Origin of the sequence: Polaromonas sp. LjRoot131 (genome assembly GCF_964252805.1) — a bacterium.
Taxonomy (GTDB): Bacteria; Pseudomonadota; Gammaproteobacteria; order Burkholderiales; family Burkholderiaceae_C; genus Polaromonas.
The window spans coordinates 1,638,153-1,653,291 of the sequence record NZ_CAXUPF020000001.1 but is presented as its reverse complement, the minus strand read 5'-3'; the positions used below and the strand labels follow the sequence as shown (position 1 = coordinate 1,653,291).

Sequence of the window (15,139 nt, the reverse complement as noted above, 5' to 3'; positions counted from 1 at the left end):
TCAATGCTCGCTGGCAGGGGACTGCCGGAGCGGCCAATAAATCCGGCCGGCTTGCCCAGCCGGCGGTATGTCAACGCTGGGGTGTAGCGCTTGGGCCGCTGGCAGGCAATGCAGCAGGCGCGGCTGCCGCCGGGATCGAAGCCGTGATTTTAGGCGCAGCTTTGCTGCTGGCCTTGACGGGGTGCGGCGGAACGGGGGCCAGCTTCTGGGGAGCCACCGGTTTGACGGCGGTTGCAGCTCCGGCGGGCTTGGGGCTGGCCTTGGCCGCCAGCTTCTGCTTTTCTTCAGGGCTGAGGGCTTGGTAGCTCTCCCATTTGGCCTTTTTCTCTTCCGGCGTGAGCTGCTTGGAGAGTTCCTTGGTCTTGGCGAAGTTCAGCCGTGCCTGGGCGCGCTGCTGGGGACTCAGCGTGACCCATTCGTTCATGCGGCTATGCAGGTTGGCCTGTCCTTCGGGGGGCAGCGAAGGATAGTTTTTGGAGATTTCCAACCATTTGCGTTTTTGCGGCTCGCTGATGTTGGTGTTCCAGCTTGAGGCAAGAGGTGCGAGGGCCTGTCGCTGCATGGGGCTGAGCTCAGCCCACGTGGGCCTGGAGACAGCGGCTTTGGCAGGTGCGCTTGCGGCCGGTTTGGTGGCGCCGGGGGTGCTGGCTGCGGTTGCGGGCTTGGCCGGCTGGGCAAAACTCAAAGCCGGCAGTGTCAGCAGGGTGGCCGCCACGAGTCCAAGCAACAGCCATTGCAGCTTCAACCGGGTTGAAGGGTCAAGGGGCAGGGTGATGCGTCGGGCAGCTGCTGGGCGGCTCATTGGACCGTAGGCGCTTGGCGAGTCACTTTGAGGTACTGGACAAAACCGGGATCGGCAAAGGCAGCGGGCGGGAGTTCGTCGGTGAGCAGGGCCACGTCGACTTCGGCCACTTCCTGGGCGCGGTTGTCGTTCTGGATGGAATTGATGACCAACAGACCCACGACCAACGCAACAAGCGGAAGCACCGAACCGATGCGACCCCACCAACCCAGTCCGTCGTCGGCCCCCCAGGTGAGGGCTGCGCTGGCACCGTTGCCGACGACACCGCCGGCAGTTTCGGTTTTTGCGATCTTGCGGGTGGAGACAGCCTGGAAGCGCGCGGCGCGCAGGCGCTCGGAAATGTCGTAAGGCAGGTCTGCCGCGCCTGCGGACAGGTAAGAGGCGGTTTTCAGGCCAAAGCGGTCCTGCAGGATGTCGGCTCTTTTTTGTAGTGAATTAGTCATAGTTTTATACCTTTGGCGCTCAGGGCTTTGCTGAGAGCGTGAACTGCGCGTGAGCAGTGCGTTTTGACACTACCCTCCGAGCAGCCCATGGCGGCTGCTGTTTCAGCGACGTCCATTTCCTCCCAGTAACGCATCAGAAAGGCTTCCCGTTGACGGCCCGGCAATTCCTTTACCTGCAGCTCGATCTCATGCAATATCTGCGCCCGCTCCGTAGCATCCTGGGCGCTCTCCGTACCTTCTGAGTTGGTCAGGGTCTCTAAAGTTTCCAGAAGGTCGAAATCTCCGTCTTCCCCGGACGATTCGAAGTCGCTCATGTTGGAAAAAAGCGCGTTGCGGGTCTTGCGGCGGCGAAACCAGTCCAGCGTAGTGTTGGCCAGGATGCGCTGGAACAGCATGGGCAGCTCGGCGGCAGGCTTGTCGCCGTAGTGCTGCGCCAGCTTCATCATGCTGTCCTGAACGATATCGAGAGCAGCCTCTTCGTCCCGGACGTGGTAAATGCTGCGCTTGAAAGCCCGTTTTTCAACGCTTTTCAGGAAATCCGAGAGTTCTTGTTCAGTTGCCAACGGTGTGGGGTCCGGTTCGTCCAGCACTTCAGGGATGGCCGCGGTCTTCGCCGAGCCTATGCCGATCAGCATGCATCCTGGGATGCCGCTGGAAAATTATCGCATTACAGCCGGTGTCGGCCGACCCTTTTTGGGCGCCTGCGGCCATTGCGCAACGCGAAATGTCATAATATGCCCTGCAATTCAAAAGGCAAACGGGTCATGACTCGGCGGTTTATGTTTCCGCTTATGGTTCTGGCCTCAAGTCTCAACGCCGCTTCACAAGAGTGGGCGAAGAGGCACCCAAGGTATTTCGTTAGAGAAATTCACAAAGGTTCATCATGGAAATCTCCAAGGCGGAAATCGCTTCCGCGGCAGCAGCGTCTGCACACACAAATTCCCAGGAACTCCGCGGCGCGGAAATCCTCATCAAGTCGCTTCAGGCTGAGGGCGTCAAGTACGTCTGGGGCTATCCCGGCGGTGCGGTTCTGCACATTTACGACGCCTTCTACAAGCAGGACTCGATCCAGCACATCCTGGTGCGCCACGAACAGGCGGCCGTGCATGCTGCTGACGGTTATGCTCGCGCCACGGGCGACGTGGGCGTGGCCCTCGTTACTTCCGGCCCGGGCGTGACCAATGCGGTAACCGGCATCGCGACGGCCTACATGGACAGCATCCCGATGGTGATCATCACGGGCCAGGTCCCCACCCACGCCATTGGCCTGGATGCCTTCCAGGAATGCGACACGGTCGGGATCACCCGGCCCATCGTGAAGCACAACTTTCTCGTCAAGGACGCGCGGCAGATGGCCGACACCCTGAAGAAGGCCTTCCACATCGCCCGCAGTGGCCGGCCAGGCCCGGTGGTCGTGGACATTCCGAAGGATGTGTCCTTCAACAAGGTTCCCTACAGCGGCCATCCGCAAACCGTGGAGATGCGCTCGTACAACCCGGTTCGCAAAGGCCACGGTGGGCAGATCCGCAAGGCCCTGCAACTGCTGCTGGCGGCCAAACGGCCTTATATCTACACCGGCGGCGGCGTGCTGCTGAGCAATGCCTCGCAGGAGTTGCGCACGCTGGTCGACATGCTGGGCTATCCCTGCACCAACACGCTGATGGGCCTGGGCGCTTACCCGGCCAGCGACAAAAAATTCCTCGGCATGCTGGGCATGCACGGCACCATCGAAGCCAACAACGCGATGCAGAACTGCGACGTGCTGCTGGCTGTCGGCGCGCGCTTTGACGACCGCGTGATCGGCAACCCCAAGCATTTCGCGCAGAACGAACGCAAGATCATCCACATCGACATTGACCCTTCCAGCATCTCCAAGCGCGTGCGGGTCGACATCCCCATCGTGGGTGACGTGAAGGACGTGTTGACCGAACTGATCAGCATGATCAAGGAGTCCGGCCTCAAGCCCGACGCCAACGCGCTGGGCGGCTGGTGGGAGACGATCGAAGGCTGGCGCAAGCGCGACTGCATGAAGTACAGCATGGGCAAGGGCGACGTCATCAAGCCCCAGCACGTGGTCGAAACCCTCTGGAGCCTCACCAAGGACGCCGATGCCTACATCACGTCGGACGTGGGCCAGCACCAGATGTGGGCCGCCCAGTACTACAAGTTCGACGAGCCGCGCCGCTGGATCAATTCGGGCGGCCTGGGCACCATGGGCGTCGGCATTCCCTACGCCATGGGCATCAAACTGGCCAAGCCCGACTCGGAAGTGTTTTGCATTACGGGCGAAGGCTCGGTGCAGATGTGCATCCAGGAGCTTTCCACCTGCCTGCAGTACAACACGCCGATCAAGATCGTCTCGCTGAACAACCGCTACCTGGGCATGGTTCGCCAGTGGCAGGAGGTCGAATACGCCGGCCGCTACAGCAGCAGCTACATGGACGCGCTGCCCAATTTCGTGAAGCTGGCTGAGGCCTATGGGCACGTCGGCATGCTGATCGAAAAGCCGCAGGACGTGGAGCCGGCGCTGCGCGAGGCGCGCAAGCTCAAGGACCGCACGGTGTTCATGGACTTCCGCACAGACCCGACCGAAAACGTGTTCCCGATGGTGCAAGCCGGCAAGGGCATTACCGAGATGCTGCTGGGGTCGGAAGACCTCTAGGCCTCAGGCCGCCGCACACCCATTCATTCACCGTCACCTGACGAATCTATTGCCCGCCGAGCCTGCGCATTACCGTGCGCGGGGGAGGGCGGCGAAAAGAGGAATCTTCTTATGAAACACATCATTGCAGTTTTGCTGGAAAACGAGCCGGGCGCTCTTTCCCGCGTAGTCGGCCTGTTCTCGGCGCGCGGCTACAACATCGAAAGCCTGACCGTCGCACCGACCGAAGATCCGAGCCTGTCGCGCATGACGATACAGACCACCGGCTCCGACGACGTCATCGAGCAGATCACCAAGCACCTGAACCGCCTGATCGAAGTGGTCAAGGTGGTCGACCTGACCGAGGGCGCCTACACCGAGCGCGAGCTCATGATGGTCAAGGTGCGCGCGGTCGGCAAGGAGCGCGAAGAGATGAAGCGCATGGCTGATATATTCCGCGGGCGCATCATCGACGTTACCGAGAAAAGCTACACCATAGAGCTGACCGGCGACCAGTCCAAGAACGATGCCTTCCTGGAGGCCATAGACCGCAGCGCGATCCTGGAGACGGTGCGAACCGGCTCCAGCGGCATCGGCCGCGGCGAGCGGATTTTGCGGGTTTGATTTAAGTCGTCCGTGCGCGCGTTTCGACAGGCTCAACGCGAACGGATTTTGAGTGGCGATATGCGTTTACCGTTCGCCCTGAGCCTGTCGAAGGGCATTTTCGCCAATACCTATTCTGGAGAGAAAAATGAAAGTTTTTTACGACAAAGATTGTGATTTGAGCCTGATCAAGGGCAAGACGGTCGCCATCATCGGCTACGGCAGCCAGGGCCATGCCCATGCGCAAAACCTGAACGACAGCGGCGTGAAAGTGATCGTCGGCCTGCGCAAGGGCGGCGCTTCCTGGCCCAAGGTCGAAAAGGCCGGCCTGAAGGTCGCCGAAGTCGCCGACGCGGTCAAAGCCGCCGACGTGGTCATGATCCTGCTGCCCGACGAACAGATCGGCGCTGTCTACAAGAACGACGTGGCCCCCAACATCAAGCAGGGCGCTTCCCTGGTGTTCGCCCACGGTTTCAACGTGCACTACGGCGCCGTGATTCCCCGCGCGGACCTCGACGTCTGGATGGTCGCCCCCAAGGCGCCCGGCCACACCGTGCGCAACACCTACGCCCAGGGCGGCGGCGTGCCCCACCTGGTGGCTGTGCACCAGGACAAGTCCGGCAAGGCTCGCGACCTGGCCCTGAGCTACGCCATGGCCAATGGCGGCGGCAAGGCCGGCATCATTGAGACCAACTTCCGCGAAGAGACCGAAACCGACCTGTTCGGCGAGCAGGCCGTTCTGTGCGGCGGCACTGTCGAGCTGATCAAGGCCGGCTTCGAAACGCTGGTGGAAGCCGGCTACGCGCCCGAAATGGCGTACTTCGAATGCCTGCACGAGCTCAAGCTGATCGTCGACCTGATTTATGAAGGCGGCATCGCCAACATGAACTACTCGATCTCGAACAATGCCGAGTACGGCGAGTACGTGACCGGCCCCAACATCGTGACTTCGGCCACGAAGGACGCCATGCGCAAGTGCCTGAAAGACATCCAGACCGGTGAATACGCGAAGAGCTTCCTGGTGGAAAACCAGGCGGGCGCGCCAACCCTGCTGAGCCGTCGCCGCTTGAATTCCGAGCACCAGATCGAAATCGTGGGCGAAAAACTCCGCGCCATGATGCCCTGGATCGCCAAAAACAAGCTGGTGGACCAGACCCGCAACTGATATAGGTGCCCGTCAGGGGCCTTGTCCTGCAAAAAGCCGCGCAAACTTCCTGCGCGGCTTTTTTACGGGCGGGCGCAAATTCGGGAGTGATTCGCGCCACGCTGACATTTTGCGGCGCCGATCTTGGTATCCTTGGCGCCTTGTGCCGGCAATTGCCTGCCCCAGGCGGGGCCGGCCGGCTCCTCGGTGGTGTCCTCGGATGCTATGAATTTAATAGCTTTTTGCGCGCACCAGTTGTGCTTCAGGAGTATTTTTATGCATGATGGCGAAGAATCCGCGGGCAACAACCCGGCGGTGATGGTACGCAAGCGCCGCAAGGGCATTTATATATTGCCGAACCTGTTTACGCTGGCCGCCTTGTTTGGCGGGTTCTACGCCATCGTCATGGCCATGAACGGGCGCTTCGACCAGGCCGCCATCGGCGTGTTTTGCGCCATGGTGCTCGACAGCCTGGACGGGCGTGTCGCCCGCATGACCAACACGCAAAGCGCTTTCGGCGAGCAAATGGACTCGCTCTCGGACATGGTGTCTTTCGGCGCCGCGCCGGCCCTGATCGCCTACGTCTGGGCCCTGACCAGCCTGGGGCGCTGGGGCTGGATAGGCGCTTTTGTGTACTGTGCCTGCGCCGCGTTGCGCCTGGCCCGTTTCAACGTGAACACGGCAGTGGTCGACAAGCGGTTCTTCCAGGGCCTGCCGTCGCCCGCGGCGGCTGCCCTGGTGGCCGGTTTTATCTGGCTGATGACCGACGCCGGCATCAGCGGGGTGGAAGTGCGCTGGGTCACCTTCGCCCTCACGCTGTATGCGGGTCTGACCATGGTCACCAACGTGCCGTTCTACAGCTTCAAGGACGTGCAGATGAAACGCAGCGTGCCTTTCGCGGCCATCGTGCTGATCGCGCTCGGGATCGCCGTCATCAACATCCATCCGCCGACCGTCATGTTCGGCCTGTTTGTGCTTTACGGCCTCTCGGGTTACGTGCTGTATGGCTGGCGTAAGGCCAAGGGCCAGCAGACCAGCGTGATCTCGACCTCCACCGACGAGCCGGACGAGCGCGGCCTCCACAAATAATTGTGGTACATTGAACAAATGAAACAAATTTCGCTAGCACTACTGCTATCTGCCAACGGGCGGAGACGGTAGCGCACGCGTACACCTGATTCAACGGCCCGTTTGCACCAGCAACGGGCCGTTTTTGTTTTTGGGTTGCTGGTTTTTTGTAATCTTTGGGGTTGACGAAATGACCATGTTGAAAACACCTTCCAGCAAATACCCATCCTTCGCGCCAGTCCGGCTGGCCGACCGCACCTGGCCCGATGCAGTGCTGACGCAAGCGCCCATCTGGTGCAGCGTGGACCTGCGGGACGGCAACCAGGCGCTGATCGAGCCCATGGACATTCCCCGCAAACTGAGGATGTTCCACACCCTGGTGAAAATCGGCTTCAAGGAAATCGAAGTCGGTTTTCCGTCCGCCTCCCAGGTCGAGTTCGACTTTCTTCGCCAGCTGATCGATGGCAACCTGATCCCCGATGACGTGACCATCCAGGTACTGACGCAGGCGCGCGAGCCGCTGATTCGCCGCACGTTCGAATCACTCAAAGGCGCCAAAAAAGCCATCGTCCATCTCTATAACGCCACCGCTCCTGTCATGCGCCGCGTGGTGCTGGGCATGAATGAGGACGAGATCGTCCAGCTCGCGACCGACAATGCGCGGCTCTTCCAGCAGCTGGCCGCGGCGCAGCCTGAAACGCAATGGACCTTCCAGTACTCCCCCGAGATGTGGTCGGGCACCGAACTGGCTTTTTCCAAGCGCGTGGTCGATGCGGTGACCGAGGTCTGGCAGCCGACGCCTGAGCGCAAATGCATCATCAACCTGCCGTCCACGGTAGAGCATTCAACGCCGAATATTTTTGCCGACATGATGGAGTGGATGCATCGCCACCTGGCCCGGCGCGACGCCATCGTGATTTCTGTCCATCCGCACAATGACCGCGGCACGGGCACTGCGGCCGGCGAGCTGGCCTTGATGGCGGGCGCCGACCGGATCGAGGGCTGCCTCTTCGGCAACGGCGAACGCACCGGCAACGTGGACCTCGTGAACATCGCGCTCAACCTCTACACGCAAGGCGTGTCTCCCGGACTGGACTTCTCTGAGATCGACGAGATTCGCCGTACGGTGGAGCACTGCAACCAGTTGCCCGTGCACCCCCGCCATCCCTATGCGGGAGATCTTGTCTACACCTCGTTCTCGGGATCGCACCAGGACGCCATCAAGAAAGCCTTTGCCGCGCGCAAAGAGGGCGATGTATGGGACATGCCCTACCTGCCCATCGATCCCAAGGACCTGGGCCGCAGTTACGAGGCCGTGATCCGCGTCAACAGCCAGTCGGGCAAAGGCGGCATCGCCTACCTGCTGGAAAGCGAGTTCGGCCTGGAGCTTCCGCGCCGGCTGCAGATCGAGTTCAGCCAGGTGGTGCAATCGGTGATGGACGCGACCGGCAAGGAGTTGACCGGCAAAGACATCTTTGCGCTGTTTGAAAAGGAATACGGTGTGCAGACCGTTGCCGCGCCGCAGCGCCTGGTGATTGAAGAGACCGGCAAAAGCGGTGGCGAATCCTTTCACATCAAGGCCGAGGTCCAACTCGGTGGATGCAGCCACCCGGTTGAAGGCACGGGAACCGGCCCTATCGACGCCTTTGTGTCGGGCCTGGCCGAGGCCACGGGGCACAGCGTCCGTGTTCTGGACTACCACGAGCACGCCATCGGAGCCGGGGCGAACGCACAGGCGGTGGCTTACCTGGAACTGCGCATCAATGACCAGACGCTGTTCGGCGTCGGCATGGACGGCAACATCGTCTCCGCATCGTTCAAAGCCATTGTCTCGGGCCTGCAGCGCAGCAAGGCCCGCCAGCCCACGGGCGTTGCTACCATTAGCGATTAAACCGATTCAAGCCACCTAAAACACAGAGCGCCCCGCGCGCCAGGAGCCCACCATGACCGACAAACTCATTATTTTCGATACCACCTTGCGCGACGGAGAGCAGTCGCCCGGCGCATCCATGACCCGGGATGAAAAGCTGCGGATCGCCCGTCAGCTGGAGCGCCTGAAGGTCGACGTGATCGAGGCCGGTTTTGCCGCAAGCTCCAACGGCGACTTCGAATGCGTCAAAGCCATTTCGGAGGTCATCAAGGACTCCACCGTCTGTTCGCTGGCGCGCGCCAACGACAGGGATATTTCCCGCGCCGCCGAGGCCCTGAAGCCGGCGGCCTCCGGGCGCCTGCACCTGTTCCTGGCGACCAGCGCCTTGCACATGGAAAAGAAGCTGCGCATGACGCCCGACCAGGTGTTCGAGCAGGCCAAGCTCTCGGTGCGCTTTGCCAAAAACCTGATGGGCGACATCGAGTTCAGCCCTGAAGACGGTTACCGCTCCGATCCCGACTTCCTGTGCCGTGTGCTGGAAGCGGTGATCAAGGAAGGCGCGACCACCATCAACGTGCCCGACACCGTGGGCTACGCCATCCCCGAGCTCTACGGCAATTTCATCAAGAACCTGCGCGAGCGTATCCCCAACAGCGACAAGGCCGTCTGGTCGGTGCACTGCCACAACGACCTGGGCATGGCGGTCGCCAACTCGCTGGCCGGCGTGAAAATCGGCGGCGCGCGGCAGGTGGAATGCACCATCAACGGCCTGGGCGAGCGTGCCGGCAACTGCTCACTGGAAGAAGTGGTGATGGCCGTCAAAACGCGCAGGGATTATTTCGGCCTTGACCTGGGCATAGACACGCAGCACATCCTGGCGGCCAGCCGCATGGTAAGCCAGACCACCGGTTTTGTGGTGCAGCCGAACAAGGCCGTGGTCGGCGCCAATGCGTTTGCGCACGCCTCGGGCATTCACCAGGACGGCGTGCTCAAGGCGCGCGACACCTACGAAATCATGCGCGCCGAGGACGTGGGCTGGAGCGCCAACAAGATCGTGTTGGGCAAGCTGAGCGGGCGCAACGCCTTCAAGCAGCGCCTGTTGGAGCTCGGTGTGGCCATGGAAAGCGAGGCGGACATCAACAACGCCTTCGCCAAGTTCAAGGAACTCGCGGACCGCAAGAGCGAAATCTTCGACGAAGACATCCTGGCGCTGGCGAGCGACGAAAGCGCTTCCCACGACAACGAGCAGTACGGCTTTGTGTCCCTGTCACAACACAGCGAAACCGGCGAACGCCCCCAGGCCAGCGTCGTGTTCACGGTCGCCGGCAAGGAAGTCAAAGGCGAGTCCGACGGCAACGGTCCTGTAGATGCCTCCCTCAAGGCCATCGAATCACACGTCAAAAGCGGTGCCGAGATGGTGCTTTACTCCGTGAACGCCATCAGCGGGTCGACGGAAAGCCAGGGGGAGGTCACGGTGCGCCTGCAGAACAGCGGGCGGGTGGTCAATGGCGTGGGTGCCGACCCGGACATCGTGGTGGCGTCCGCCAAAGCCTATTTGAGCGCCCTGAACAAACTTCAAAGTAAAGCCGACCGGGTCGCCGCGCAGGGATAATGTAACAAGTCGGAAAATAAAATCCTTTATATTCAACGACTTGGCGTTGGGTCTGAGTGCGGATAGGGCTTTGGGCGTTAAAAATCGCACAAAGTGAGTGTGTTTTTAGGAAAGTCACGCAAGTTTTTGATATTGCGTGACTTTTTCTATTTGTATACACTCCAGCCATCCCACCCATTGCAATCCCCACGCAGGCAATATTCACCATGTCTCATCAGATTTTCAATCGCGCATTAAAAATCGTTGGATTCGTGGCTCTGATAGCCGCCTTTGCAGTGCCCGCCGCCAATGCGGCGACCGCCAAAAACACCATTGTCAAAAAGCAGCACGCTTCGTCCAAGGCGTCCGCCTCCAAAAAAGTTGTCTCCACGCGCAAGAGCGTACGTTTTGTTGCAGGTACCAAGCGCCGCAGCATCATCCGCGTCTCTGTGCCTCCCAAACCTTCCTTCGGCCAGATCGCCGGCCTGCACAGCGCCCAGGATCCGCTGGAGCTCAAGTCCAGCGTGGCGCTGGTGATTGACCAGGACACGCGCGAAGTGCTGTTCAGCAAGAACGACCATGCTGTGCTGCCTATCGCATCCCTCACCAAACTGATGACCGGCGTCATCATCAGCGGCGCCAAGCTGCCCATGGATGAGCTGATCACCGTGACGCAGGATGACGTCGACACCGAAAAGGGCAGCAGCTCGCGCCTCAAGGTTGGTACCACGCTGACCCGCGGCGAACTGCTTCACCTGGCCCTGATGTCCAGCGAAAACCGCGCGGCACACGCCCTGGGCCGCACCTATCCCGGCGGCATGGGCACCTTCGTGAGCCTGATGAATGCCAAGGCCAAGATGCTGGGCATGACCGACACCAGCTATGTCGAGCCCACCGGCTTGTCCAGCCGCAACCAGTCGAGCGCGCAGGACCTGGCGACGCTGGTCAATGCCGCCCATGGCGACCCCATGCTGCGCGAGCTGTCGACCTCCACCGGTTACCAGGTGGCCGTTGGCAGCCGCACGCTGCAGTACAACAACACCAACCGCCTCGTGAAGAATCCCGAGTGGGACATCGGCCTGCAGAAGACCGGCTACATCTCCGAAGCCGGCCAATGCCTGGTCATGCAGACCAAGATCGCCGGCCGCAAGCTGATCATGGTGTTCCTGGATTCCGCCGGCAAGCTGAGCCGCCTCGGCGATGCTGAGCGTGTGCGCCGCTGGGTGGAGTCCAACCCCGTGAGCGCCGAGCCCAAGCTCAACGTCAGCGCCTCCGCCAAGCAGGCAAACGGCTGATTGCCGGCCGTTGCGGCCGCGCCCAAAACTGTCGGTTTTTTATTTAGGCCTGTAGCCCAGCGCCGCTGAAATCTCATTGGCCGTTGCCTGCAGCTTGGGCAGCCAGTGCTCATCAAGCCGGTCTGCCGGTGCTGAAATCGACAAGCCCGCCACCAGCTTGTTCTGGTCGTCGTAAATGCCGGCGGCCATGCAGCGCACCCCCAGTTCCAGTTCTTCGTTGTCGCGCGCGATGCCGTACTGGCGCGCCTTGGAAAGCTCGCGCTCGAGCACAGGCAATTGGGTGATGCTGTTGCGCGTCTGCCCCGAAAGCCCGGTGCGCGTCGCATAGGTGCGCAGGCGCTGGGGATCGTCAAAAGCCAGGAACAGCTTGCCGACGGACGTCAGATGCAGCGGCGCGCGGCCGCCGATGGCGCGCACCACCTGCATGCCGGAGCGCTCGCTGTAGGCGCGCTCCACATACACGATCTCGTCGCCCTGGCGCATGCTCAGGTTCACCGGCTGCTGGGTGATCTTGTGCAGCTCGCGCATGGGGATCAGCGCCGCGTCACGCACGTCCAGGCGCGCCTTGACGAGGTTACCCAGTTCCAGCAGGCGCATGCCCAGCCGGTAGCTGCCGGCGGCAGGGCGGTCGACAAAACGGCCGGTGGCCAGGTCATTCAGGATGCGGTGCGCTGTGGAAGGATGCAGGCCCGATTTTTCACTGATTTCCTTGAGTGACAGCGCTTCCTCGCGATTCGCCAGGATTTCAAGCAGTGTGAACATCCGTTCAATGACCTGGACGGTCGGTGTGGCGGGGAGGGCGGAATCGGGCTTTTTCATGTGCAGGCTTTCTGCTGCAAATTTTACCCTGTGAAATGCAAAAGCGCCTGATGATGCTTGCGAAGACTCAGGCCTGAGCGGGGTCGGGGTTGCCGGTGGTGCAGCCTGAAGTGGCCACGGAAGGCGTTGAGGACAGCACCCAGCGGCCGTCCATCAGCACTTCATTGGGTTTGAACCCTGCCTTGTAGTTCATCTTCGGGCTTTCGGCGATCCAGTAGCCCAGGTAGACGTAAGGCAGTTCCAGGCGGCGCGCCTGCTCGATTTGCCAGAGCACGCTGTAGTTGCCGTAGCTCGCGCGGGCGTCCGGCTCATAAAAAGTGTAGACCGCCGAAATGCCGTCTTCCAGGACGTCCAGGATAGAGACCATCTTGAGCGCGCCCGGCTCGCCGTTGGGCAGGGTTTCGCGGAACTCCACCAGGCGCGAGTTGACCCGGCTTTGCAGCAGGAACTGCGTGTACTGGTCGATGCTGTCGTGGTCCATGCCGCCGCCGGCATGGCGGCCGTTCTGGTAGCGCAGGTAGAGCTGGTAATGCTCGGGCATGAAGCAGAGCTTGAGGATGCGTGCATGCAGCGTGTGGTGGCGGTTCCAGGCGCGGCGCTGGCTGCGGTCCGGGCTGAAGAGCTGAACCGGCACCCGCAGCGGCACGCAGGCCTGGCAGCCGTCGCAGTAAGGGCGGTAGGTGAACATGCCGCTGCGCCGGAAGCCGTTGGTCACCAGGTCCGAGTAGGCATCGTTGTGAATCAGGTGGCTGGGCGTTGCGACCTGCGAGCGGGCCTGTTTGCCCGGCAGGTAGCTGCAGGGATAGGGCGCCGTTGCATAAAACTGCAAGGTTTGCAGGGGCAGGTCTTTGAGGTGCGTCACGGTAGGTCTGTCATTCCCGTCGTCAGAAGCTGATTCCAGTATACGGGTTTGAACTCCCAGAGTGGAGGGGTTTTGCCCACGTTCCGGTCAAGGTGGGAGACAAATTCCTGTCGGCTGATTTCGCCCGCCCCCAGAGACGCCAGGTGCCGGGTGTTCTGCTGACAATCGATCATGCCAATCTCATGGGCGAGGCAAAAAGCCACCAGAGCCGCCAACGCGATCTTGGAGGTATCGGTCTGGTGGGCAAACATCGATTCGCCGAACACCATGCAGCCAAGATTGACGCAATAAAGACCGCCGGCCAGTTCGCCGTCCACCCAGGTTTCCACGCTGTGGGCATAGCCCGCCCTATGAAGGCTGGTGTAAGCCTGGACCATATCGGGAACAATCCAGGTCCCCGGTTGGCCGGCGCGCGGCTTGCTCGCGCAGGCCTGGATGACGCGTTCGAAGGTACTGTCAAAGCGGATTTCACAACTGGGCTGATCCCGAAAGCGGGTTAGCGTTTTGCGCAGCGAGTGATGCAGTTTGAAATGTCGGGTCTGCAAGACCATGCGGGGATCGGGGCTCCACCAAAGCGGGGGCTGGCCCAGGCTGAACCACGGGAAGATGCCGCGGGAATAAGCCTCGATCAGCGTGGGCACGTCCAGCGTGGCGCCCGCGGCAAGCAAGCCGGGGGCAGGGTCGTGATGGCTCCACGCTTCCTCCAGCGGCGGAAAGTTTTCGCCGGCGGCAAGCCAGGGCACGGGGCGTGGGAGTTTTCCCATGGCTTAAAAGCGCATCGGCATGAAACGGTGGAAGCGGCGGGCCGGGAAGGGCATGCGCACATGGTAGCCGAGCGGATTTTGGCAGCAAGGCCGGCGAGCGATGGCGCGGCCTGATGCTCCGGCTTTGCGTGTTCCGGCGGCACAAAAAGAAATGGGCACTACAAGAGTGCCCATTACCGGAATTCACTGGCTCCTCAACCTGGGCTCGAACCAGGGACCTACGGATTAACAGTCCGGCGCTCTACCAACTGAGCTATTGAGGAATACAGCCTTAGATTATAGCGTCAATTTTTACGCTTTTTTAAGCCCGAGGTATTTCTCCCGATGACTTCCTTGTTTGTTATCGCGGTTCGGCCCTCACGACGTACTGCAGGGGCATGGCATCCTCCACCGCGGTTTGTGGATCTGCGCCCGCCAGCTTTGCGAGTTGTCCAATGACAGGAAGGAATTGCTCCCTCGCGGGTTCCGGGAAGATTCTGGGGACGCATTCGGTGACCGTGAAACCCGTATCGTTGAACATTTCCAGGATGGTTTGCTTCGAGAAAAAGCGCAAATGGGTCTTGTCCAGCAAGCCGCTTTCTGCATAGCGGAAATCCCCAATGCTCAACCGGGCCTGGAGGGACCAGTGCTGCGCGTTGGGAATGCACGCTGCAATGGCTGCTCCCGAAGGCATGGCCTTGCGTACCTTACGCAGGACGGTCCAGGGATCCCTCAGGTGCTCAAGGCAGTCGCCGAAAATCCAGCAGTCCCTGTCCGCATGCTTGTTCCAGAATGCATCGTCGGCATTCTCGATGTCCATGACCAGGGTCTCGTTGCAATAGCGGTCTGCCAGCTTTGCGTAGGCCGCGTCTATCTCGATGCCGAAGTAGTGGCAGTCCGGCGATATTTTCTTGAACTCTCTTGCCAGGGCGCCTGAGCTGCACCCGACCTCAATCAGTTTGCGGGCCCCCCAAGGGATGACTTCCAGAAGATCCTGGTTATGGGAATCGTGAACCGGGGTTTGACTCATGGGTTTGCGCTGAAGAGCGGGTTGGATTCGAAAAGCACAACGCAGGCCGTTGCGGAAATTCATTCTAGGCGCCCGTCCCGGTTTCGCAGATGGGATGGGCCCGAATCGACAAAAAAAATCCGGGAGCCGGGTGATCCTGTGGTGCGAAAACGGCGGCTCCTCCCGCCATGCGTCATTCCGCGATAATTGCTTGGCGCTTTCTGGCTCTTCACCGGCGCAGGCCTGACT

At 61.0% G+C, this 15,139-nt stretch carries 14 protein-coding genes and 1 tRNA gene; 7 read left to right on the top strand and 8 right to left on the bottom strand.

Features of this window, described 5'->3' with window-relative positions; genetic code table 11:
* Positions 1-70: 70 nt before the first annotated feature.
* The 3 genes from ACSQ27_RS07750 to ACSQ27_RS07740 form a co-directional block, all read right to left on the bottom strand.
* Complete coding sequence (locus ACSQ27_RS07750) at positions 71-727, bottom strand: DUF3106 domain-containing protein (protein ID WP_436154876.1); 657 nt, start codon at positions 725-727, stop codon at positions 71-73.
* A gap of 71 nt (positions 728-798) precedes the next feature.
* Positions 799-1,245, bottom strand: coding sequence for a DUF3619 family protein (locus ACSQ27_RS07745; protein WP_436154875.1), 447 nt, complete (start codon positions 1,243-1,245; stop codon positions 799-801).
* Positions 1,242-1,808, bottom strand: a complete 567-nt coding sequence (locus tag ACSQ27_RS07740) for an RNA polymerase sigma factor (protein WP_436155416.1) — start codon at positions 1,806-1,808, stop codon at positions 1,242-1,244. The genes ACSQ27_RS07745 and ACSQ27_RS07740 overlap by 4 nt, the downstream gene beginning before the upstream one ends.
* Before the next feature lie 320 nt (positions 1,809-2,128).
* Between ACSQ27_RS07740 and ACSQ27_RS07735 the strand changes: the two genes are divergently transcribed.
* The 7 genes from ACSQ27_RS07735 to pbpG all read left to right on the top strand — a co-directional run bounded on the left by ACSQ27_RS07735 (position 2,129) and on the right by pbpG (position 11,457).
* Positions 2,129-3,907, top strand: a complete 1,779-nt coding sequence (locus ACSQ27_RS07735) for an acetolactate synthase 3 catalytic subunit (RefSeq protein WP_436154874.1) — start codon at positions 2,129-2,131, stop codon at positions 3,905-3,907.
* 111 nt (positions 3,908-4,018) lie between these two features.
* Positions 4,019-4,510, top strand: a complete 492-nt coding sequence (gene ilvN, locus ACSQ27_RS07730; protein WP_007869681.1) for an acetolactate synthase small subunit — start codon at positions 4,019-4,021, stop codon at positions 4,508-4,510.
* A gap of 127 nt (positions 4,511-4,637) precedes the next feature.
* The gene (ilvC, locus tag ACSQ27_RS07725) at positions 4,638-5,654 is read left to right on the top strand and encodes a ketol-acid reductoisomerase (RefSeq protein WP_436154873.1); all 1,017 of its coding nucleotides are present in this window, start codon (positions 4,638-4,640) and stop codon (positions 5,652-5,654) included.
* Positions 5,655-5,909: 255 nt separating this feature from the next.
* The gene (pssA, locus tag ACSQ27_RS07720) at positions 5,910-6,722 is read left to right on the top strand and encodes a CDP-diacylglycerol--serine O-phosphatidyltransferase (protein ID WP_436154872.1); all 813 of its coding nucleotides are present in this window, start codon (positions 5,910-5,912) and stop codon (positions 6,720-6,722) included.
* Positions 6,723-6,897: 175 nt separating this feature from the next.
* Positions 6,898-8,592 carry a 2-isopropylmalate synthase gene (gene leuA / locus ACSQ27_RS07715; RefSeq protein ID WP_436154871.1) on the top strand — a complete coding sequence of 565 codons (1,695 nt, stop codon included), beginning with the start codon at positions 6,898-6,900 and terminating at the stop codon, positions 8,590-8,592.
* 52 nt (positions 8,593-8,644) lie between these two features.
* Complete coding sequence (locus ACSQ27_RS07710; protein WP_436154870.1) at positions 8,645-10,183, top strand: 2-isopropylmalate synthase; 1,539 nt, start codon at positions 8,645-8,647, stop codon at positions 10,181-10,183.
* Positions 10,184-10,389: 206 nt separating this feature from the next.
* A complete protein-coding gene (gene pbpG, locus ACSQ27_RS07705) occupies positions 10,390-11,457 on the top strand; it encodes a D-alanyl-D-alanine endopeptidase (protein ID WP_436154869.1) in 1,068 nt (355 codons plus the stop codon).
* 39 nt (positions 11,458-11,496) lie between these two features.
* On the opposite strand, the gene ACSQ27_RS07700 is transcribed toward pbpG, so the two are convergent.
* The 5 genes from ACSQ27_RS07700 to ACSQ27_RS07680 form a co-directional block, all read right to left on the bottom strand.
* Positions 11,497-12,276: an IclR family transcriptional regulator gene (locus tag ACSQ27_RS07700; protein ID WP_436154868.1), complete on the bottom strand. Its 780-nt coding sequence runs from the start codon at positions 12,274-12,276 to the stop codon at positions 11,497-11,499.
* A gap of 67 nt (positions 12,277-12,343) precedes the next feature.
* Positions 12,344-13,138 carry an arginyltransferase gene (locus ACSQ27_RS07695; RefSeq protein WP_436154867.1) on the bottom strand — a complete coding sequence of 265 codons (795 nt, stop codon included), beginning with the start codon at positions 13,136-13,138 and terminating at the stop codon, positions 12,344-12,346.
* A complete protein-coding gene (aat, locus tag ACSQ27_RS07690) occupies positions 13,135-13,902 on the bottom strand; it encodes a leucyl/phenylalanyl-tRNA--protein transferase (RefSeq protein ID WP_436154866.1) in 768 nt (255 codons plus the stop codon). The genes ACSQ27_RS07695 and aat overlap by 4 nt, the downstream gene beginning before the upstream one ends.
* Positions 13,903-14,089: 187 nt before the next feature.
* Positions 14,090-14,165, bottom strand: a tRNA-Asn gene (locus ACSQ27_RS07685).
* A gap of 77 nt (positions 14,166-14,242) precedes the next feature.
* Complete coding sequence (locus ACSQ27_RS07680; protein WP_436154865.1) at positions 14,243-14,974, bottom strand: methyltransferase domain-containing protein; 732 nt, start codon at positions 14,972-14,974, stop codon at positions 14,243-14,245.
* Between the last annotated feature and the right edge of the window lie 165 nt (positions 14,975-15,139).

Bases quoted from the DNA above. Each gene is read 5' to 3' on its own strand.
- ACSQ27_RS07710 (WP_436154870.1), top strand. From the start codon at position 8,645: ATGACCGACAAACTCATTATTTTCGATACCACCTTGCGCGACGGAGAG.
- pssA (WP_436154872.1), top strand. From the start codon at position 5,910: ATGCATGATGGCGAAGAATCCGCGGGCAACAACCCGGCGGTGATGGTA.
- ACSQ27_RS07745 (WP_436154875.1), bottom strand. From the start codon at position 1,245: ATGACTAATTCACTACAAAAAAGAGCCGACATCCTGCAGGACCGCTTT.
- ACSQ27_RS07700 (WP_436154868.1), bottom strand. From the start codon at position 12,276: ATGAAAAAGCCCGATTCCGCCCTCCCCGCCACACCGACCGTCCAGGTC.
- ilvN (WP_007869681.1), top strand. From the start codon at position 4,019: ATGAAACACATCATTGCAGTTTTGCTGGAAAACGAGCCGGGCGCTCTT.
- aat (WP_436154866.1), bottom strand. From the start codon at position 13,902: ATGGGAAAACTCCCACGCCCCGTGCCCTGGCTTGCCGCCGGCGAAAAC.
- leuA (WP_436154871.1), top strand. From the start codon at position 6,898: ATGTTGAAAACACCTTCCAGCAAATACCCATCCTTCGCGCCAGTCCGG.
- ilvC (WP_436154873.1), top strand. From the start codon at position 4,638: ATGAAAGTTTTTTACGACAAAGATTGTGATTTGAGCCTGATCAAGGGC.
- ACSQ27_RS07735 (WP_436154874.1), top strand. From the start codon at position 2,129: ATGGAAATCTCCAAGGCGGAAATCGCTTCCGCGGCAGCAGCGTCTGCA.
- ACSQ27_RS07680 (WP_436154865.1), bottom strand. From the start codon at position 14,974: ATGAATTTCCGCAACGGCCTGCGTTGTGCTTTTCGAATCCAACCCGCT.
- pbpG (WP_436154869.1), top strand. From the start codon at position 10,390: ATGTCTCATCAGATTTTCAATCGCGCATTAAAAATCGTTGGATTCGTG.